Genomic DNA, 21,258 nt, shown 5'->3' on the forward strand with positions numbered 1-21,258 from the left:
GCGATTGCGCCTTTTGCAGGACTGTGCGACCATGCCCGCATTATTTTAAAGGAGGGTTATTCATGCGCCTTGTCGTCAAAGCCGTCGCCATTTTCATTTTGTTCACAACATCCCTTTGGGCCAATGATCTGATCCCCGATCGCCGCCTTGCCATTACGCGGGATGTGGATTTTTACGGCTCGGACCTGCAATCGCTTTTTGATACCACCCTGCCTGCCTGCGAACGTGCCTGTCTGTCGGATGATCGTTGTCAGGCGTTTACGTTCAACGCGCGTTCGAATTCCTGTTTTCCCAAAAGCAATGTGAACGAAACCCAACCTTACGAGGGTGCCATTTCTGCCCGTGTGTTGCTGACTGACTCCAAGGTCCTTGCGGCAGCGTCGGAACGGGCGGCGGAACTGAATTTTTTGCGCCCCGAGGATTTTCAGGCAGCCAAGGATTTTGCAATCGAAATGGCGCGGCTTTACGACACAATGGGCGAAGATGCCATTTCCCTTTGGCGGATGGGCCGTAACGCACAGCCCTCGCTGGCACAGAGATATTTTGGCGCGTCCATCACCCTGTCGGATATGCCCGGACTTTGGGTGGAATATTCTCGTGCAGCAATGAACAACCGTTCCGGAGACTATAGCGACAAACGCCGCAACAAGGCGCGCGCGTTGTTGGCTTCGGTCAATGCCTATCTGCGCAGTGCATCCGATGGGGACAAGGTATCATCCCTGCTAGCACTGGCCGACGCACTGGAACTAAACGGGCGCAATCGCGAAATGTTAAAGGCGCTGCGACTGGCCGAAGGCATTTCCCCGTCCCAGAAGGTGATGGAGAAACTGCAATATGCCATCGACAAATACGGCCTGAAGGTTGCGGACCATGACATCGAAAGCGATCTGGCCGAGCCGCGTATCTGCGCACAGTTTTCCGAGCCTCTGGACAAAGCTGTCGATTACACCCCTTACGTTCGTCTGTCCGCAACCGGCCTGTCTGTTGAAGCCAGCGATAACCGTCTGTGCGTATCCGGCGTTGAACACGGCAAACGCTATGACATGGTATTGCGGGCCGGATTGCCTGCGAAATCGGGCGAGACATTGCTGGAACCGGTCAAGCTGTCGCTCTATGTCAATGACCGCAGCCCGACTGTGACCTTCCCGGGTCGCGCCTATGTGCTGCCGAAATCCGCCGATGCGGGTATTCCCGTGCAGACGGTCAATGTGACCGAACTGGAACTGGTGTTGCGCCGTGTCAGCGACCGCAATCTGTTGCGGGCGATTCAGGATGGGTATTTCGGAAACCCGCTGTCGCAATGGGAGATCCAGAATTTTGCAAATCAGGTGGCCGAGGAAATCTGGCGCGGCACCGGCGAGGTGAAAATGTCGCTGAATCAGGACATGACCACCCGCCTGCCGATGGGCGAGGTGATCAATGATATGCCGCCGGGCATCTATGCGTTGCAGGCCGGTGTTCCGGGGGCCGATCCCTATGATAACCCGCCCGCGACCCAATGGTTCGTGCTGTCCGATCTGGGTCTGGCCACCATGAGCGGCGCGGATGGCGTTCATGTCTTTGTCCGTGGTTTGGGTGATGCCGAGCCACGCGAGGGGATAACTGTCACCCTGTTGTCCCGTGCCAATGCTGTTTTGGCCGAGTTAGAGACGGATTCACGCGGTTACGCCCGTTTCCCCGATGCTCTGGCACGCGGCACAGGCGGGGCGAAACCGGCGCTGATTATCGCCAGGGACGGGGACGAGGATATTGCATTCCTGTCGCTGACTGATCCCGAATTCGACCTGTCCGATCGCGGGGTCGAGGGGCGCGAGCCGGCCAAACATATCGACGTGTTCATGACCACCGATCGCGGGGCCTATCACGCGGGCGAGGTGATCAATGTCACCGCCCTGACCCGCGACGCCACCGCTGACGCCATCATCGGCCTGCCGCTGACCGCAATCCTGACCCGCCCCGACGGGGTGGAATACAGCCGTCAGGTTTCGACCGCTGCCGATGAGCGCGCCGGTGGCCACATCTTCAACCTGCCCACCGGTCCCCGCGTGCCGCGTGGCACTTGGCGGCTTGAGTTGTTCACCGATGTGGATGCCCCCGCGCTGGCCAGCACCACCGTGTTGATCGAGGATTTCCTGCCCGAACGCATTGATTTCGATCTGACATTGCCGTTCGAGCCACTGCGCCTGTCCGAAGGCACCATGCTGACCGCCGAGGCGCGTTACCTGTTCGGCGCCCCCGGTGCCGATCTGCCGATCGAAGGCGAGGTGATGGTGCGTGCCAGTGACGGTTTGAAATCCTACCCCGGCTACAGTTTCGGCCGCTATAACGAGCGGCTGAATCCGTCGGTGAAAACCCTGCCGTCCGATCTGCGCACCGATGAAAACGGGTTTGCCCGCATCCCCGTGACTTTCCCCGATGTCGAGGCGACGGGCCAGCCGCTGGAAGCGCGCTTTACCGTGCGGATTGCCGAAGGTTCAGGCCGTCCGGTTGAACGCCGCATCACCCAACGCCTTGCCCCTGATGGCCCGATGATCGGTATCAAACCGATGTTTGACGATGTGGTGGCCGAAGGTTCCGCCGCCACTTTCCAGATCATCGCGATTGATCAGGACGAGGCACAAACCCCGATGCAGGTGAAATGGACCGTGAACCGGATTGAAACCCGTTACCAGTGGTATCGGCAATACGGCAACTGGAACTGGGAAGAAATCCAGACCCGCAAGCGTGTGGCTGGCGGCACCGCTGACCTGAACGGCGAGCCGGTTACCATCGAGGCCCCCGTTGACTGGGGCGAATACGAACTGGTGGTGGAACGTGCCGACGGGACCTATCTGGCCTCCTCGACCGGCTTCTATGCCGGTTGGTATGCCTCGGCCGATGCGGCCTCGACCCCCGATACGCTGGAAGTATCGCTGGACAGGCCCGCCTATAAAACCGGCGAAACCGCTACCCTGCGCATTGTGCCCCGTTACGCGGGCAAGGCGCTGGTGACGGTGATGTCAAACCACCTGATCGACATGAAAGTGGTGGATGTGGTGCAGGGTGAAAACCTGATCCCGCTGCCGGTGACCGATAAATGGGGCGCTGGCGCTTATGTCACGGCCACCGTGATCCGCCCGATGGATGTGGCCGCCGGCCATAACCCCGCCCGCGCGCTGGGCCTGTCCTATGCGCCGGTCGATCCGGGGGATCGCCGGTTGACGGCCGCCTTCGACATGGCCGGTGAATCCGCCCCGCGCGCCCCGATGCAGGTGACACTGAAGGTGGACGGGGTGAAGGCAGGCGAGACTGCCTATGCCACCATTGCCGCTGTCGATGTCGGCATCCTGAACCTGACGGGGTTCCAAAGCCCCGATGCGCCGGAGCATTACTTCGGCCAACGCAAACTGGGCATGGGCATCCGCGATGTTTACGGCCGGCTGATTGACGGGATGAACGGCGCGATGGGTGCTATCCGTTCCGGCGGGGATGCCGGTGCGGAAATGGGTATGCAGGCACCGCCGCCCACCGAAGAACTGGTTGCCTATTTCAGTGGCCCCGTTCAGGTGGATGAAAACGGTATTGCCCGTGCCACCTTCGATATGCCCGAATTCAACGGCACCGTGCGCCTGATGGCCGTGGTCTGGACGACATCCGGTGTGGGCAAGGCGGAAAAAGACGTTCTGGTGCGCGATCCCGTGGTCCTTACCGCCAGCTTGCCGAGGTTCCTTGCGCCGGGTGATACATCCCGCATGTTGCTGGAAATCACCCACGCCACTGGGCCTTCGGGCAAAATGGGGCTGGAAATCTGGGGGCAGGGTGTTGCGGTCAGCACCAGCGATGTGCCTGCCGAATTCACCCTTGGCGATTTGCAAAAGGCAACCTTTTCGGTGCAGATCACGGCCACCGATATCGGCACCCACAAGATCAACGTCAGCCTGACTACACCGGATGGCAAAGTGTTGAACAAACCGCTGACCATTGCGGTGCAATCGCTGGATCCCGAGGTTTCCTTTACCCGCCGCTTTACCCTGAACGCGGGCGATAGCTTTACGCTGGATGATAACCTGTTTGCCGAATTCAGACCCGGCACCGGATCGGCCATCCTGTCCGCAGGTCCACTGGCGCAGTTCGATGCCCCCGGCCTGCTGGCGGCACTGGATCGCTATCCCTATGGCTGCACCGAGCAAACCACATCCCGCGCCATGCCACTGCTGTATCTGAACGAAGTGGCGCAGGTGATGGGCCTTGGCGATCGTGACAAAATCGCCGAACGGGTGGATCAGGCGATTGAACGGGTGCTCAGCAATCAGGCCAGTAACGGCGGGTTTGGTCTGTGGGGGCCGGGATCGGATGACCTGTGGCTGGCCAGCTATGTCACCGATTTTCTGAGCCGCGCCCGCGCCAAAGGCTTTGATGTGCCCGACCGCGCCTTCCGGTCCGCCATTGATAACCTGCGCAACCGCGTCAACTATGCCCCCGACTTCGACAAGGGTGGCGAGGAGGTGGCCTATGCCCTGTTCGTTCTGGCCCGCGAAGGGGCGGCGAATATGGGTGATCTGCGCTATTACGCCGATGAAAAGGCGGGTGATTTTGCCACGCCGCTGGCCGTTGCCCAGATCGGCGCGGCCCTGGCCAGCTATGGCGATCAACCGCGTGCCGACGATATGTTCGCCCGCGCGGGCCGAATGATCGGCCGCAGTTGGGGCCGTGAGGAAACGCAATACTGGCGCTCGGATTACGGCACCAACATGCGCGATGCCGCTGCCGTTCTGGCGCTGGCCGTGGACGCGGGCAGCAACGCGATTGATACCGGCGATCTGGCGCATCGGGTGTCCACCGCATATGCCAACGACCGCTACCATTCCACACAGGAATCCATGTGGTCGCTGATGGCAGTGCGCGCGCTGCTGAATGATCCGAACATGCAGGGCTTTACCGTGAATGGCCAAGCCGTTACCGGCCCGATGGTCCGTGTGCTGAAAGACGGGGCAACGGCGGCCGGTCTCGCCATCCGCAATGGCTCGAACCGGGATGAGCCTGTCACCCTGACCACCTTCGGCGTGCCGGAGCAGCCCGAACCGGCCAGCGGTTACGGCTATGCGATCAAGCGCAGCTATTACACGCTGGAAGGTGAACCGGTTGATCCTTCGGGCCACCCTGTCGGCACCCGTCTGGTGGTGGTGCTGACCATCAGCCCCTTCAATGATTCCGAAGGCCGCCTGATGGTAAATGACCCGCTGCCCGCCGGGTTCGAGATCGACAACCCCGGTCTGGTTTCCTCGGGGGATGTGCGCAGCCTTGACTGGCTGGAATCCAATGCGGATGTGCAGAACTCCGAATTCCGCGCGGATCGCTTCCTTGCCGCTGTGGACTGGCGCAGTGATAAACCCTTTGATCTGGCCTATATTGTGCGCGCCATTTCGCCGGGCAGCTATCATCACCCCGCAGCCAGTGTCGAAGACATGTATCGCCCGATCTACCGTGCGGTTTCGGATGCGGGGCAAATCACGGTCACCGAATGATCCGGCGTCACGCCCTATTAACCCTCGCGCTGCTGCTGTTCATAACGGCAGCGGCGCGGGATGCGTTTGACGATTGGGTCGATTCAACGGTTTTGCCGCCTCTTGCCGCCGAAACCTCGGCCGAGGTTCTGGACCGCAACGGCACACTGCTGCGCGCCTATACGGTAGCCGACGGGCGCTGGCGGTTGCGCACCAAGCTGGACGCGGTGGATGCGACCTATATCAAAATGCTGATCGCTTACGAGGACAAGCGGTTCTACAGCCACGCGGGTGTTGATCCGGTGGCGATGCTGCGGGCCGCATATCAGGCTCTGACACAGGGAAAAATCGTTTCCGGCGGCTCGACCCTGACCATGCAGACCGCCCGACTGCTGGAAGATGGCACAACCGGCAAATGGGCCGGAAAACTGCGCCAGATCCGTTTGGCGCTGGCGCTGGAGCGGCGGTTAAGCAAGGATGAAATCCTGACGCTTTACCTGAACCGCGCGCCATTTGGTGGCAATCTGGAAGGGGTCCGCGCCGCAACCCGCGCCTATTTCGGCAAAGAGCCGCGCCGCCTGACCCCTGCCCAAGCCGCACTGCTGGTGGCTCTGCCACAGGCCCCCGAGGTCCGCCGCCCCGATCGCTACCGTGACGCCGCCCGCGCCGCCCGCACCCGTGTGGTGGAGCGGATGCTGTCGGCAGGTGTGCTGGATAGCGACATGGCAAAAACGGCCGGGTCAGAGCCTATTCCAGCGCAAAAGCACCCTTTTCCGGCCCTCTCCCCGCATATGGCTGACCGCGCGGTGGCCGAAAATGCCCGCCAGTTGACGCTGGACGCCACCCTGCAACGGCAACTTGAAACCCTTGCCGCAGCCGCGCTTCAGGGCAAGGGCGATGACCTGTCCATCGCCATTCTGGTGGCCGATCATACGACGGGCGAAATTCTTGCCTCGGTTGGCTCTGCCGCCTATCGCGCCGACAGCCGGTTGGGGTTTGTCGATATGACCCGCGCCCTGCGCTCGCCCGGCTCGACCCTGAAACCGCTGGTCTATGGCATGGCGTTTGATCAGGGCTTGGCCCACCCCGAAACCCTGATTGACGATGTGCCAACCGCCTTCGGTGCTTACGTTCCGCAGAATTTCGACGGCAAATTCCGTGGCACCATCCGCATCCGTCGTGCCTTGCAACTGTCGCTGAACATCCCAGCGATCAAACTGACCGAGGCCATCGGCCCCGCCAACCTGATGTCTGCCCTTCGACGCGCGGGTATGGACCCCGTGGTGCCCGGCGGCAAACCCGGCCTTGCGATTGCGCTGGGCGGGTTGGGGGTGACGCTGACGGATATGGTGCAGCTATACGCGGGCCTTGCCAATGGCGGTAAACCGCGCCCACTGATTTGGAAAAGCGGCTCTAATACAGGGGAAATCGGCAGAAACCTGATTTCCCCCGTGGCCGCGTGGTATGTGGCGGACATCCTGTCGGGTCTTGCGCCGCCACCCAATGCGCCGCGCAACCGGCTGGCCTATAAAACCGGCACCAGCTATGGCCACCGCGATGCCTGGGCGCTGGGGTTTGACGGGCAACATGTGGTCGGCGTCTGGTTGGGCCGCGCCGATGGCACGCCGGTGCCCGGTGCCTTTGGTGGCGGTCTGGCCGCGCCTGTGTTGTTCGAGGTGTTCAGCCGCATCAAACCCGCGCTAACCCCGCTGCCCTCGCCACCACCTGCCGCGCTGACGATCAGCAACGCCGATTTGCCGCAGCCGCTGCAACGGTTCCGTGGCCGCAACGCGCTGTTTGAAAAGCCAAAAGACGCCCCCACCGTCGCCTTCCCGCCGGATGGATCCGAGGTGGAAGCAGACGGCGGTTTTCTGGTGGTCAAGGTGCGCGACGGGGTGGCGCCGTTCACATGGCTGGCCAATGGCAAACCCTTTGCCGTGGCCACCTATGAGCGGCAATCCCTGCTGGAAACCGAGGGTGCCGGTTTCATCACCCTGTCGGTGATTGACGCAAAGGGGCGGTCCGCACGGGCAGAAATCCGGCTAAATTAAATCCGCTCTATCGCCAGTGCAATCCCCTGACCACCACCGATACACATGGTGATTAGTGCCCGTTTGCCGCCGATCCGCTCCAGTTCATACAGCGCCTTGACCGTGATCAGCGCGCCGGTGGCCCCTACCGGATGCCCCAGCGCAATCGCGCCGCCGTTCGGGTTTACGCGTGCCGGATCCAGCCCCAGAACCTTGTTCACCGCCAGCGCCTGTGCGGCAAAGGCTTCGTTGGATTCGATCACGTCGAAATCATCGACTGATAGGCCCGTTCTTTCCAGCAGATTTTGAACAGCCGGAATCGGCCCGATCCCCATCACATCGGGTGCAACACCGGCGTGGGCATAGCCCAGGACACGGGCAATAGGCTCTAAACCGGCCTTTTCCGCCGCACCACGCCGCGCCAGAACCAAAGCCGCCGCGCCGTCATTGATGCCCGAGGCATTGCCCGCCGTCACCGTGCCGTCCTTCTGAAACGCGGGGCGCAGACTGGCAAGGGCTTCGGCGGATGTGGCCTTGGGGTGTTCGTCCACCTTGAACTCCACCACCTCGCGGCGCACCTTCACTTCGACCGGCACGATCTGATCCTCGAAATACCCCGCATCAATCGCCTTGGCCGCCCGCGTCTGGCTTTCCAGCGCAAAGGCATCCTGTTCCTCGCGGGAAATGTCATATTGCGCCGCCACGTTTTCCGCCGTCACCCCCATATGGCCCGAACCGAACGGGCAGTTCAAAGTGCCCAGCAGCATATCCATGGATTTCACATCCCCCATTTTTTGCCCCCAGCGGGCGGCGGGCGTTATATAGGGCGCGCGGCTCATGTTTTCGGCGCCACCGGCCAATGCGAAATCGGCATCCCCCAGCATCAGCATCTGCGCCGAGGAAACGATGGCCTGCGCGCCGGACCCACACAGGCGGCTGACGTTCATGGCTGGCACGGATTCGGGCACACCGGCCTGCATTGCGGCGACGCGGCCCAGATACATATCCTGCGGTTCAGTGTTGATCACATTGCCAAACACCACATGTTCGATCAACGCCGGATCAATCCCTGCCCGCGCCATTGCCGCCTTCGAGGCGGTTGCCGCCAATGTTGTCGGGGCGATCCCTGCCAAAGCCCCGCCAAATGTGCCGATTGCAGTGCGGGCGCTGCCCAGAATAACGATGTCAGTCATTTGCTTTTTCCTTCAAAAGTGTCTCTAACGCTGCCCGAAAGCAGGGGGAATGATCACCCAAAGTGGCCAGAACGCTGGCCTCGTATTCCTTGGCGATCGGGGCCAGTTCATTGATCATCGCGTGGCCCTTTTCGGTCAGCTCCAGTTCGACTAGCCGCCGGTCGCCCTCGTTGATCCGCTTGCTGACATAACCCGCGACCTCGAGCCGTGAAGCGGCGCGCGATACTTTGGATTTGTCCATCGCCACACGCTGATGGATCTCGCGCACGCTGACCCGTCCTGTGTGCGACAGATGCGCGACCACGCGCCATTCCGGCAGGGTGATGCCGAACCTCTGTTTATACAGGGCCGCAAACCCGTGACTGACCTGTGCGGCCAGAACCGACAGCTGATAGGGCAGGAATGCGTCCAGATCAAAATCGCTCAACAGGAACTCCGCGTGTTTGTTACATTTGCAATGAACACATGTATCGCATGAGTAATCAACCGTCCACAGCGCTTGACTTCGTTGCATTTGCAACGATAGGGTGCCCGCAGGAAACGCCTTGATCGCTGACTGGAGACGCGCCCATGACAAAGGACAGGACAGACCACGGGATGACCCGTGCCAATTCCGCATGCGGAACCACTGATGGATATATGCCCGGATTTGGCAATGATTTCGAAACCGAAGCCTTGCCTGGTGCCCTGCCCCAAGGGATGAACAGCCCGCAGAATTGCGAATATGGTCTCTATGCAGAACAACTGTCCGGCACGGCGTTCACTGCGCCGCGCGGGCAGAATGAACGCACATGGTGCTATCGCATCCGCCCCTCGGTGCGGCATGTGTCGCGTTTTGCGCGGATTGAAATGCCCTATTGGAAATCCGCGCCGAACATCAATCCCGACACCCTGTCGCTGGGCCAATACCGCTGGGATCCGGTGCCGCACGGGGATGAAAAACTGACCTTTGTCACCGGTATGCGCACGATGACCACGGCGGGGGATGTGAATACGCAGGTCGGGATGGCGACCCATGTCTACCTGATCACTGAATCGATGCAGGATGAATATTTCTACTCTGCCGACAGCGAACTGCTGGTGGTTCCGCAAGAGGGACGGCTTCGGTTTTGCACCGAACTGGGCATCATTGATCTGGAGCCAAAGGAAATCGCCATCCTGCCGCGTGGTATGGTGTTTCGGGTGGAACTGATCGATGGCCCCGCCCGCGGGTTTGTTTGCGAGAATTATGGCCAGAAATTCGATCTGCCATCGCGCGGGCCAATCGGTGCCAACTGCCTTGCCAACCCGCGCGATTTCAAAACGCCCGTGGCGGCATTCGAGGATCGCGAGGCGCACAGCCGCGTGATCATCAAATGGGGCGGGCAATTCCACGAAACCTTTATCGATCACTCGCCACTGGATGTGGTTGCGTGGCACGGCAACTATGCCGCCTGCAAATACGATCTACGCACCTTTTCCCCCGTCGGCGCGATCCTGTTTGACCACCCCGACCCGTCGATTTTCACCGTGCTGACCGCGCCTTCGGGCACGCCGGGCACTGCGAATATCGACTTTGTGTTGTTTCGCGAACGCTGGATGGTGGCGGAAAACACCTTCCGCCCACCATGGTATCACAAGAACATCATGTCCGAACTGATGGGCAATATTTACGGCATCTATGACGCCAAGCCCGAAGGCTTTGTTCCCGGTGGCATGAGCCTGCACAACATGATGATCCCGCACGGCCCCGACCGTGACGCATTCGAGGGGGCCAGCAACGCCGATCTGAAGCCCGAGTTTCTGGACAACACCATGTCATTTATGTTCGAGACCCGCTTCCCGCAACACCTGACCGATTTCGCCGCTTACGAGGCACCGGTGCAGGATGATTATGTGGACTGCTGGGTCGATCTGGAAAAGAAATTCGATGGCACCAAGGGGGTGAAATGAGGCTCTATTCCTATTGGAGATCAACCGCCGCCTACCGTGTCCGCATTGCGCTGAACATGAAGGGGATTGCCTATGAAACGGTGCCGGTTGATCTGGTTGCGGATGGTGGCCGGCAACATGCGCCGGATTATGTAGCTTTGAACCCGGCACATCTGGTGCCGACTTTAATTCTGGATGACGGCACGCCCCTGACCCAGTCACTGGCGATCTGCGAATATCTGGATATCACCAACCCCGAGCCGCCCCTGCTGCCGTCTGATCCGGTGCAGCGCGCCCATGTCAAAGCCGCCGCTTTGGTTGTGGCCGCCGATATTCACCCCGTCAACAATTTGCGCGTGGTGCAGCATCTGGGCAAGACATTCGGTGCAACGCCAGAGGACAAAGCCGAATGGATGCGCCACTGGATGAGGACGGGTTTCGATGCGCTGCAACAGATGGTGCGCGATGATACGCCCTTTGCCTTTGGCGACATGCCGGGATTTTCGGACATTTGCCTTGTGGCACAGTATTATAACGCGCGGCGCTGGGACTTGGACCTGACCCCATATGCCCGCCTGACCGAAATAGAACAAAACTGTCTGGCCCTGCCCGCATTCGATGCGGCACGGCCCGAAAACCAACCTGACGCACAGATCTGAGGAACCATAATGTCCAACCTGCTTAAATCATGGATCACTTCGGCCAATTCCGCCGACACCGATTTCCCGCTGAACAACCTGCCTTATGGCGTGTTTTCCATTGGCGATAGCGACGCCCATTGCGGCGTGGCCATTGGCGATATGATTCTGGATGTTACCGCCGCCGAAGAAGCCGGGGTTCTGACGCCCGCAGATGTGCCCGTGTTCGACGTGCCGTTCTGGAACGATTTTATGGAATTGGGCGCCGAGGCATGGGCCGCTTTCCGTGCAGATCTGACTGCGGCTTTGGCCGAGGGATCCGAAAAACAGGCAGCGTTAGAGCCACATTTGGTGGCGCAATCCGGTGCCACCCTGCATATGCCCGTTGCCGTGTCCGAATACACCGATTTCTATGCCGGTATGCAGCACGCCAAGAATATGGGGTCGATCATGCGCGGCTCGCCCGACCTGCCCGCTAACTGGCTGCATATCCCGATCGGCTATAACGGCCGCGCCTCAACCGTGGTGGTGTCGGGCACCGATATTCACCGCCCGCTGGGTCAGACCAAAGCACCGGATACCGAGATGCCCTCGTTCGGGCCGTGCAAACGGCTGGATATCGAACTGGAGATGGGCGCGATTGTCGGCACAGGATCAACCATGGGACAACCGATTAGTGTGGATCAGGCTGACGCGATGATTTTCGGCTATGTGCTGCTGAACGACTGGTCCGCGCGCGATATTCAGGGCTGGGAATATCAGCCGCTTGGCCCGTTTCAGGGCAAGGCCTTCGGCACCACAATCAGCCCGTGGATCGTGACTGCTGCCGCGCTGGAGGATTTCCGCACCGCTACGCCGCCGCGCGAAAAGGAACTGCTGCCCTATCTGGCCGAAAATAAACCCGGCCTTTATGACATAAATCTGGAAGTCACCATGCAGCCCAAAGACGCCGCCAAAGCCACCACCATCACCCGCACCAATTACAGCCGGATGTATTACTCCGCCGCGCAACAACTGTGCCACCACGCGGTATGTGGCTGTGAAATGAACGCAGGTGATTTGCTGGGGTCCGGCACCATTTCCGGCCCGACCAAGGATGAATTCGGCTCATTGCTGGAACTCAGCTGGGCGGGGCGCGAGCCGTTTACACTGGACACCGGCGAAACCCGCAGCTTTATCGAGGATGGGGATACCCTGACCCTGAAGGGCCACGCGCAGGGGGATGGCTACCGCATCGGCTTTGGCGAATGTCGCGGGACAATCCTGCCGGCAGTGAAAAACCCGTTCGAATAGTGCGGGTTAGAGCCACATATCCGGCCCTAAAGCGCCGCCTGCCAATCGCGGATAATATCCAGCGGATACAGCAGCATGACGATGTTCAGCGTCAGCCCATCGCGGATCAACGCGGTGGTCAGCACCTCGAACCCGATCACAATTGCCACGCTGGCCCAGACCGGCAACCGCCGCGCCAGCCAGAAACCGACCAGCATCGCGAAAATATCGGCCATCGAATTGACCACACTGTCGCCGAAATAATCCAGCGAAATGGTGACCTCGCGATAACGCTCAATCACCGCATTGGTGTTTTCCATAATTTCCCAAGCGGATTCGACGATCGTGGCGATCACCAACCGCCAGCCGACATCCAGCCGCCGCGCAACCAGCCAAAGGATGGCGTAGAAAAGAATCCCGTGTATCAGATGGCTGGGGCTGTACCAGTCAAACAGATGCTGCGACCCTTCCGAGGTATTCAGCGCGAAATACCACAGTTTGACCGTGCCGCATTTGCAGATCAGCACACGGCCCATCGAATAAAGAATGCCGGCGGTTGCAAGGATAATGGCGAAAACAAGCCAATACGGAAAATTACGTCTGTTAATACTCATACAGGCACAGAATCACAGCAGCACACCGCTGTCTAGTTAAAATCAGGAGAAAGACCACATGGCCAAAGCATTCGCATCGCAAGGCGACATGACCGAGAAAAAGACCAGCTTTGTTGAAATCGGCGACGGGTTGTGGGCATTCACAGCCGAGGGCGACCCGAATTCCGGCGTGATCATCGGGGACGAAAGCGTCATGGTGATCGAGGCACAGGCCACCCCGCGACTGGCCGAAAAGGTGATCGCGGAGATCCGCAAGGTGACGGACAAGCCGATTTCCCATCTGGTTCTAACGCATTACCACGCCGTTCGGGTGCTGGGCGCATCGGCTTATGGCGCGCCGGAAATTATCATGTCGGACGCGGCGCGCGCCATGGTTGTCGAACGCGGCCAAGAGGATTGGGACAGTGAATTCCAACGTTTTCCCCGTCTGTTTGAAGGCCACGAGAGCATCCCCGGCCTGACTTATCCAACCACCACATTTTCCGATTCGATGACCGTTTATCTGGGCAATCGCCGCGTTGACATCATGCATCTTGGCCGCGCCCATACGGCAGGGGATGCGGTGGTCTGGGTGCCCGATGCCGAGGTGATGTTCACCGGTGATATCGTCGAATACCATTCGGCCTGTTACTGCGGGGACGGCCATTTTGCCGACTGGGGCGAGACGCTGGAAAACATCGCAAGCTTTGATCCGGTCAGCATTGCGCCGGGTCGCGGGGATGCCCTGATCGGGCGGGCCAAGGTGGCCGCAGCCCTTGAAAGCACGCTGGATTTTGTTGAAAGCACCTATCGCCCCGCCGCCCGTGTTGCCGCGCGCGGTGGCAGCCTGAAAGAGGCATGGGATGCGGTTCGTGCCGAATGTGACCCCAAGTTCAGCGACTATGCCATCTACGAGCACTGCCTGCCCTTCAACGTCGCCCGCGCCTATGACGAAGCTCGCGGCATCGACACACCCCGCATCTGGACCGCCCAGCGCGATATCGAAATGTGGGAGGCGCTTCAGGGCTGAAAAACAGTCACTAATCCGGCGAAATACAGGGAATAACCACCATGAGCAAAATCTTTGAAACCCCGATGTATCCGTACAAACGGTCAAAGGATCAGGACAAAACCAGGCCCGTCCGCCATCCTGTTGTGGTGATCGGGGCCGGCCCGATCGGGCTGGGCGTGGCGATTGATCTGGCACAACAGGACGTGCCGGTGGTTATTCTGGATGACAACGACAAGGTGTCCTTCGGATCCCGCGCGATCTGTTTTGCCAAACGCCCGCTGGAAATTCTGGACCGTCTGCGCTGTGGCGAACCGATGGTCGACAAGGGCGTGGTCTGGGACACTGGCAAGGTGTTCTTTGATACCCGCGAGGTCTATAAATTCAACCTGCTGGACGAGGATGGCCACAAAAACCCCGCCTTTATCAATCTGCAACAGTATTATCTGGAAGAATACATGGTGAACCGCGTCCGCGAATTGCAGGCGGATGGCAAGCCGATTGAATTGCGCGGCAAAAACCGGGTCGAAGCGATCGGCACTCATGATGATCACGCCACAATCGAGGTGGAAACGTCGGATGGCTCATATCTGCTGGAAGCGGACTGGCTGATCGCCTGTGATGGTGCCAATTCCCCGACCCGCCGGATGTTGGGGCTGGATTTCGTGGGCCGTGTGTTCGAGGACAACTTCCTGATTGCCGATGTGGTCATGGAGGCCGATTTCCCGACCGAACGCTGGTTCTGGTTTGACCCGCCCTTTAACCGTGGCCAATCGGCCTTGTTGCACAAACAGCCCGATAATGTCTGGCGGATCGACTTGCAACTGGGCTGGGACATCGACCGCGATAAGGAAATGAAGCCGGAAAACGTGATTCCGCGCCTGAAGGCGATGCTGGGCGAGGATGCGAAGTTCGAGCTGGAGTGGGTCTCGATCTATACCTTCCAGTGCCGTCGGATGGAGGCATTCCGCCATGGCCGCGTTCTGTTCGCCGGTGACGCCGCGCATCAGGTTTCGCCGTTCGGGGCGCGCGGCGCCAACAGCGGGTTGCAGGATACCGACAATCTGGCCTGGAAGCTGAAGCTGGTGCTGGAGGGCAAGGCGCCCGATGCCCTGCTGGATACCTATAGTGACGAGCGGGTGTATGGTGCGGATGAAAATATTCTGAACTCCAGCCGTTCGACCGATTTTATCACGCCGAAATCCGACATCAGCCGTGTATTCCGCGATGCGGTTCTGGACCTGTCCGAACATTACGAATTCGCCCGCCCGCTGGTGAATTCGGGCCGCCTGTCGGTGCCCTGCACCTATGATGGTTCGGTTCTGAACGGGCCGGATGATGAGTCGCTGCCTGTGGCTCTGCGCCCCGGCTCGCCTGCTGTGGATGCGCCGCTAAAGGGTGGCTGGTTGCTGGACGGGCTGGGGAACCGGTTCCAGTTGCTGGTGATTGGCGACAAGGTGGATGAGGCGCTTGATATCGGCGGAATAGAGACTGAAATTATCCACCTGTCCCCTGATGAAAGCCCTGAATTTGCCACCCGTTATCTGGGTGATGCGAAATCCGCTGTCTATCTGATGCGCCCCGACCAACACGTTGCGGCTCGCTGGCAAAATTATGACAAAGCCGCCGTTCTGGATGCTCTGAAAACCGCCACTATGCAGAAAGGCAAGTAAATGACCGATCTGATCACCACCCCGAATATCAAAGGTGCCGATGATTTCTATGCCGATCTGCTGGCCCTGCATGATGGCCACAGCAAAGAGGAATCGGATGCGATCAATGCCCGTCTGATCTTGCTGCTGGCTAACCACATTGGTGACCGCAAGGTGCTGGAACAGGCGATGAAGGCGGCCAAAGGGTAAAGGCTTGCCCAACATCATGGTGCATGTCACTTTAAGCCCATGGTAACGATCAAATCCTTTGACCCGCTGACACCCGCCGAAGAAAAGCTGCTGGCGGAATGTGCCAGCCCCGCCCGTATCATGGTGGGGGATGGCGAACTGCCGCTCGAATCCACACCGGATTGCACCATCCGTGCTGCCTTGATCCGCTATATCCTGATGGGCGGGGTCGATCTGGACCAAAAGGGCCTGCGCCTGCGCGGGGCGTGGATTAAGGGCACGCTGGATCTGCAAGGCAGCGATTGCGCCCGCGACATCACCCTGACCCGTTGCCGGATTGACGAGCCCCTGACGCTGGTCAACGCCAGCCTGCGCGGGCTGCATATATCGGGGTGCCACATCAAGGGACTGTCGGCGGACAACGCCAGTTTTACCGGTTCCGTATATATGCGCGGGGGAACACAGGTTGGCGGAGAAATCGGTCTTGCCGGTGCGCGGATCAAAGGCGATTTGCAACTGTGCGATCTGGTGATCAACCCCACCGGACAGGATGCGGTTTTCGCGCCTTCGCTGCGGGTTGAAGGGTCGGTTTTTCTGGGGAATTACCCTTACGGCGATGGGGCCACGACGTTAACCGCTAACGGCAGTCTGTTCTTTTCCTCGGCGCGGGTCGAGCATGACTTTTTCGTCTCTAACACGGCCATTTCGCCGATGCATGCCGCACTGGGCGATGCCGTATTTGGCGCAACCGAGGAACACGGCAGCGACATAGCCCTGTCGCTTGCGCGGGCGCGGATAGGGGGCTTGCTGTATTTTCAGGACAATCAGGTATCGCGCGGGATTGTCAATCTGGCCGGCGCGCAGGTGGCGCGGCTAAAGGATGAACCGGCGGGGCCGGGGGCGAATTATCCGGTGCGGCTGGACGGCTTTCGCTACAAGGATTTTTCGCGTCATACCGATACCTCGGTGGCTTCGCGTCTGGCATGGCTGGACCGCCGCCCCGTCGGCACGCCCTTCACCACCCAGCCGTTTGAACAGCTGGCCTATGTATTGGACCAGATGGGTCACCGCAACGATGCCCGCACAGTGCTGATGCACAAGGAACGGCTGCAACGGGCCGAGAACCGCCGAATATTGAAACAGGACGGGCGGCCGGTGCGCTGGTTGCTGTCGGTGATAACCGATCCGGTTTTGCGGTTTACCATTGGTTACGGGTATAGGCCGGTGCGCTCGGTCGGGCTGGCGCTGATTCTGATCATCGGTCTGGGGCTGTTTTACCGCGCGGTCTGGGAGGCGGGCGACATGACCCCGAATTCCGCCCCTATTCTGGTATCCAAAGAATGGGTCGAAGCCACCGAAACCCACCCCGAAAATCCGGCCGCCTTCTGGTCGCAACCCGGGCAGGCGGGGCAGGATTGGGAAACATTCTCCGGCTTTGCCTATGCCGCCGATCTGGTGATCCCGATTGTTAACTTAGGCGAGGAAAGCGCATGGGCGCCATCCACATCCCGCAGCCCGCTGGGCCGGATCGGCTGGTGGCTGCGCTGGTTTGCCAAAGGGTTGGGCTGGATCGTGACCGCGCTGGGCGCGGCGGCGATCACGGGCGTTATCCGCAAGGATTAGAGACTGTTTTCAGGTCGTAAAGGGGTGCGTCCGTTATCGCCCAGAACCCAGCAAACGGTGCCCTCGAATACAGCGGCAGTCAGGGCTTTGCCATAACCTGCGCCGCTATCCAGATTGATCCGGTTACCATAATGCGTGGCCACATCAACCGGTGTATGGCCATGCACGATCAGGGCTTCAAACGGGCCGGTGTGGTTCAGAAACGGGTCGCGAATCCATAGCAGATCATCCTCGGTCTGCTGATCCAGCGGCACATCCGGCATGATGCCCGCATGGACAAAGGCAAGATCGTCAAACCGCTGTATCAACGGCATTTGCGTCAGAAACTGTTTGTGACTGTCGGGCACCGCGCGCTGCACCTGATCGTGTGGCGTGTGTTCGTCCACCCCGTATGAGGCCAGCGTTTCAATGCCGCCAAGGCGCGGGTGCAGCCATGTATATTCGGGCCGCAAACGGGGGTCGTGATATTCGCGATCCTTCAGGAAACCGGCAAACATCCGGTCATGATTGCCACGCACCGTCAACCATGGCTCGCCGCGCGCAACACCGTCAATCAGCAACTGGATCACGCCTTTGGTATCCGGCCCGCGATCGGGCAGATCGCCCAGATGTATCACGGGTGCAGCCATGTCGCCTGTGCGCGCACGGTCGACGGCAATTCGTTCATGCGCCTGATGCAGCAAGTCAATCTGTCCGTGAATATCGCCAATCGCATAGACGCGCATTATGCTTCCCCTTTTCCTGACCGCACCAAAACCAAAGGCCCCCTGAATGTCCAGAGGGCCTTTGGCAATTGTGTCTCTAATAGCGGATTAATGAACGCCGAATTCCAGTGGTTTGACTGATTGGAACAGGCCGGTGCTGCCCAGATCCGAAATCGCCTTTTCACATATCGGGTTGTCCAGATACAGCAGCGCAATCGCATCACCGCCCACATGGGTCCGGCCCAATGTAAAGTTGGCGATATTTACGTTGTTTTCACCCAGAACCCGACCCAATGTGCCAATAATCCGCGGCACGTCCTTGTTGGTGGTGTACAGCATGTGTTCGCCGATTTCGGCGTCAATCTGGATGCCCTTGATCTGGATAAAGCGCGGTTTGCCGTCGCTGAACACGGTGCCTGCAATGGTGCGTTCGATCGTATCCGTAACCACGGTCAGTTTGATATAACCGTCAAACACGCCCGATTTTTCCTGCGTGGTTTTGGATATCTGGATGCCGCGGTCTTTGGCGATCACTGGGGCGGAAACCATGTTCACATCGGGGTTGGTGGCCTTCATGATACCGGAAATCGCACCGCAATCCAGCGCGTCCAGATTCATTTCGGCGGCAACGCCATCATACAGGATGTTGATGGCTTTGATCGGCTCGTGCGTCAATTGACCGACAAAGGCCCCCAGATGTTCGGCCAGTTTTAACCACGGACCCATGACCTTGGCCTCTTCGGCGGTGACCGATGGCATGTTCAGCGCGTTAGTGACAGCACCGGTCAGCAGGTAATCCGACATTTGTTCGGCCACTTGAACGGCCACGTTTTCCTGTGCTTCTGCGGTGGATGCGCCCAGATGCGGGGTACAAACCACGTTGGGCAGGCCGAACAGCGGGCTGTCCTTGGCGGGCTCGACTTCGTAAACGTCGAATCCGGCGCCGGCGACGTGGCCGGATTTAAGGGCATCGGCCAAGGCGGCTTCGTCCACCAGACCGCCACGGGCACAGTTGATCACCCGCACGCCTTTTTTCATTTTGGCGATGGCTTTGGCGTTCAGGATGCCGCGGGTTTTATCGGTCAGCGGCACATGCAGGGTGATGAAATCGGCCCGTGCCAGCAGATCGTCCAGTTCTACCTTTTCCACACCCATTTTCGCGGCGCGTTCTTCCGACAGGAAGGGGTCATAGGCGATCACCTTCATCTTCAGGCCCAGCGCGCGGTTGGCAACGATCGAGCCAATATTCCCCGCGCCGATCAGGCCAAGGGTTTTATTGGTGATCTCGGTCCCCATAAAGCGGGATTTTTCCCATTTGCCCGCCTGGGTCGAGGCATTGGCCTCGGGCAATTGCCGCGCCACGGCGAACATCAGGGCGATGGCATGTTCGGCAGTGGTGATCGAATTGCCGAATGGTGTGTTCATCACGATCACACCCTTTTTCGAGGCGGCGGGGATATCGACATTGTCCACCCCGATACCGGCGCGGGCAACAACCTTGAGGTTTTTCGCGGCCTCCAGGATTTTCGGTGTGACCTTGGTTGCCGAGCGAATGGCAAGGCCGTCATAGGCCGGGATCGCGGCCAGCAGGGCGTCTTTGTCTTTGCCAAGGTCGGGCATGAAATCAACATCAATGCCACGGTCGCGGAAAATCTGGACGGCGGTTTCCGAGAGTTTATCGGAGACGAGTACTTTGGGTGCCATTGTTAAGGCTCCTTTGAATTTGAAATGTAAGGGGGGACGGCCCCATGGGCCGCCCGGAAATTACGCGTTGATTTCGGCGTTAAAGACCCAGTCCAGCCATGGCATCAACGCCTGAACGTCAGCGGTTTCCACCGTCCCACCGCACCAGATCCGCAGGCCCGCAGGGGCATCACGGTAGGCGCCGATGTCATAGGCGACACCGGCATCTTCCAGACGTTTGGCCACAGCCTTGGCAAAACCGGCACCGTCGATGATGCGGCTGTCGGTGAATTTGAGGCACACCGAGGTATTGGAGCGCAGCGCCGGATCCTCGGCAAGGAATTCGATCCAGTCGTGTTCCATTACAAACGCTTCTATTACAGCGGTATTGGCATCCGCGCGGGCGATCATGCCCTTCAGGCCGCCAACCGATTTGGCCCAGTCCAGCGCGACCAGATAATCCTCGACCGCCAGCATGGACGGGGTGTTGATGGTGGCCCCGCTAAAAATACCGTCGATCAGTTTGCCGCCCTTGGTCAGGCGGAAAATTTTCGGCAGGGGCCATGGCGGGGTGTAGGATTCCAGCCGTTCAACCGCACGCGGCGACAGGATCAGCATCCCGTGGGCTGCTTCGCCGCCCAGCACCTTTTGCCAACTGAAAGTGGTGACATCCAGCTTGTCCCACGGCAGGTCCATTGCGAAGGCCGCCGATGTGGCGTCGCAGATGGTCAGGCCCTGACGGTTTGCCGGAATAAAATCGCCATTTGGAACGCGCACGCCGGATGTTGTGCCGTTCCATGTAAACACCACATCGGCGTTGAAATCGACGGCGTTCAGGTCAACGATCTGGCCGTAATCGGCCACTGTTACCTTGGCGTCCAGTTTCAGCTGTTTCACCACATCGGTGACCCAGCCCGCGCCGAAACTTTCCCAGGCCAGCATTTCAACCGGACGGGCGCCCAGCAATGACCACATGGCCATTTCCATTGCGCCGGTGTCCGAGGCGGGAACGATGCCGATTTTGTAATCGGCGGGAATTTCCAGCGCGTCACGGGTGGTTTCGATCGCTGCTTTCAGCTTGGCTTTGCCAATTGCAGCGCGATGCGAACGGCCCAGCGGCGCGTCGGACAAGGCATCAAGTGTATAGGTGGGGTTTTTGGCGCAAGGGCCGGACGAAAAACGCGGATTCGCCGGCTTGATTGCCGGTTGTGCAGGTATAGACATGGTATCCTTCCAGATATAATGCCCCTCGTTGGGGAGGGGTAGCCCACTTGCGGC

General features: G+C 59.6%; 15 protein-coding genes. 9 read left to right on the forward strand and 6 right to left on the reverse strand.

Features of this window, described 5'->3' with window-relative positions:
• The first annotated feature begins 62 nt into the window (after positions 1–62).
• Both BAR1_RS00095 and pbpC read left to right on the forward strand, forming a co-directional pair.
• Positions 63–5,504: an alpha-2-macroglobulin family protein gene (locus tag BAR1_RS00095; RefSeq protein ID WP_118941128.1), complete on the forward strand. Its 5,442-nt coding sequence runs from the start codon at positions 63–65 to the stop codon at positions 5,502–5,504.
• On the forward strand, positions 5,501–7,534 hold the full coding sequence (pbpC, locus tag BAR1_RS00100) for a penicillin-binding protein 1C (RefSeq protein ID WP_118941129.1): 2,034 nt from the start codon (positions 5,501–5,503) through the stop codon (positions 7,532–7,534). Before BAR1_RS00095 ends, pbpC begins: the two co-directional genes overlap by 4 nt.
• Here pbpC and BAR1_RS00105 read toward each other — a convergent pair.
• Positions 7,531–8,706 (reverse strand): acetyl-CoA C-acyltransferase family protein, encoded by a 1,176-nt coding sequence (locus BAR1_RS00105; protein ID WP_118941130.1) that lies wholly within the window; start codon positions 8,704–8,706, stop codon positions 7,531–7,533. The two genes, pbpC and BAR1_RS00105, sit on opposite strands and share 4 nt — an antisense overlap.
• Positions 8,699–9,133: a MarR family winged helix-turn-helix transcriptional regulator gene (locus BAR1_RS00110; protein WP_228408624.1), complete on the reverse strand. Its 435-nt coding sequence runs from the start codon at positions 9,131–9,133 to the stop codon at positions 8,699–8,701. Before BAR1_RS00110 ends, BAR1_RS00105 begins: the two co-directional genes overlap by 8 nt.
• A 143-nt stretch (positions 9,134–9,276) precedes the next feature.
• On the opposite strand from BAR1_RS00110, the gene hmgA reads away from it, so the two are divergent.
• Genes hmgA through fahA form a run of 3 tightly spaced genes read left to right on the forward strand, consistent with a single transcriptional unit; the run spans position 9,277 to position 12,548 of the window.
• Positions 9,277–10,638, forward strand: coding sequence for a homogentisate 1,2-dioxygenase (gene hmgA, locus BAR1_RS00115; RefSeq protein ID WP_118941132.1), 1,362 nt, complete (start codon positions 9,277–9,279; stop codon positions 10,636–10,638).
• Complete coding sequence (gene maiA / locus BAR1_RS00120) at positions 10,635–11,276, forward strand: maleylacetoacetate isomerase (protein ID WP_118941133.1); 642 nt, start codon at positions 10,635–10,637, stop codon at positions 11,274–11,276. The genes hmgA and maiA overlap by 4 nt, the downstream gene beginning before the upstream one ends.
• A gap of 9 nt (positions 11,277–11,285) precedes the next feature.
• Positions 11,286–12,548 (forward strand): fumarylacetoacetase, encoded by a 1,263-nt coding sequence (gene fahA, locus BAR1_RS00125; protein ID WP_118941134.1) that lies wholly within the window; start codon positions 11,286–11,288, stop codon positions 12,546–12,548.
• A gap of 26 nt (positions 12,549–12,574) precedes the next feature.
• On the opposite strand, the gene BAR1_RS00130 is transcribed toward fahA, so the two are convergent.
• Positions 12,575–13,141, reverse strand: coding sequence for a DUF2585 domain-containing protein (locus BAR1_RS00130; protein ID WP_118941135.1), 567 nt, complete (start codon positions 13,139–13,141; stop codon positions 12,575–12,577).
• 58 nt (positions 13,142–13,199) lie between these two features.
• Between BAR1_RS00130 and BAR1_RS00135 the strand changes: the two genes are divergently transcribed.
• Genes BAR1_RS00135 through BAR1_RS00150 form a run of 4 tightly spaced genes read left to right on the forward strand, consistent with a single transcriptional unit; the run spans position 13,200 to position 17,593 of the window.
• Positions 13,200–14,150, forward strand: coding sequence for an MBL fold metallo-hydrolase (locus tag BAR1_RS00135; protein ID WP_118941136.1), 951 nt, complete (start codon positions 13,200–13,202; stop codon positions 14,148–14,150).
• 41 nt (positions 14,151–14,191) lie between these two features.
• Positions 14,192–15,802, forward strand: coding sequence for an FAD-dependent oxidoreductase (locus BAR1_RS00140; protein WP_118941137.1), 1,611 nt, complete (start codon positions 14,192–14,194; stop codon positions 15,800–15,802).
• Complete coding sequence (locus BAR1_RS00145; RefSeq protein ID WP_118941138.1) at positions 15,803–15,991, forward strand: DUF2783 domain-containing protein; 189 nt, start codon at positions 15,803–15,805, stop codon at positions 15,989–15,991.
• A gap of 39 nt (positions 15,992–16,030) precedes the next feature.
• Complete coding sequence (locus BAR1_RS00150; RefSeq protein ID WP_118941139.1) at positions 16,031–17,593, forward strand: hypothetical protein; 1,563 nt, start codon at positions 16,031–16,033, stop codon at positions 17,591–17,593.
• Here BAR1_RS00150 and BAR1_RS00155 read toward each other — a convergent pair.
• From BAR1_RS00155 to BAR1_RS00165, 3 genes are all read right to left on the reverse strand, one after another.
• Complete coding sequence (locus tag BAR1_RS00155; protein WP_118941140.1) at positions 17,590–18,318, reverse strand: metallophosphoesterase; 729 nt, start codon at positions 18,316–18,318, stop codon at positions 17,590–17,592. The two genes, BAR1_RS00150 and BAR1_RS00155, sit on opposite strands and share 4 nt — an antisense overlap.
• 87 nt (positions 18,319–18,405) lie before the next feature.
• Complete coding sequence (gene serA, locus BAR1_RS00160) at positions 18,406–20,001, reverse strand: phosphoglycerate dehydrogenase (protein WP_118941141.1); 1,596 nt, start codon at positions 19,999–20,001, stop codon at positions 18,406–18,408.
• 60 nt (positions 20,002–20,061) lie between these two features.
• Positions 20,062–21,204, reverse strand: a complete 1,143-nt coding sequence (locus BAR1_RS00165; protein WP_118941142.1) for a phosphoserine transaminase — start codon at positions 21,202–21,204, stop codon at positions 20,062–20,064.
• Positions 21,205–21,258 lie beyond the last annotated feature (54 nt).

This window comes from Profundibacter amoris, assembly GCF_003544895.1.
GTDB lineage: Bacteria > Pseudomonadota > Alphaproteobacteria > Rhodobacterales > Rhodobacteraceae > Profundibacter > Profundibacter amoris.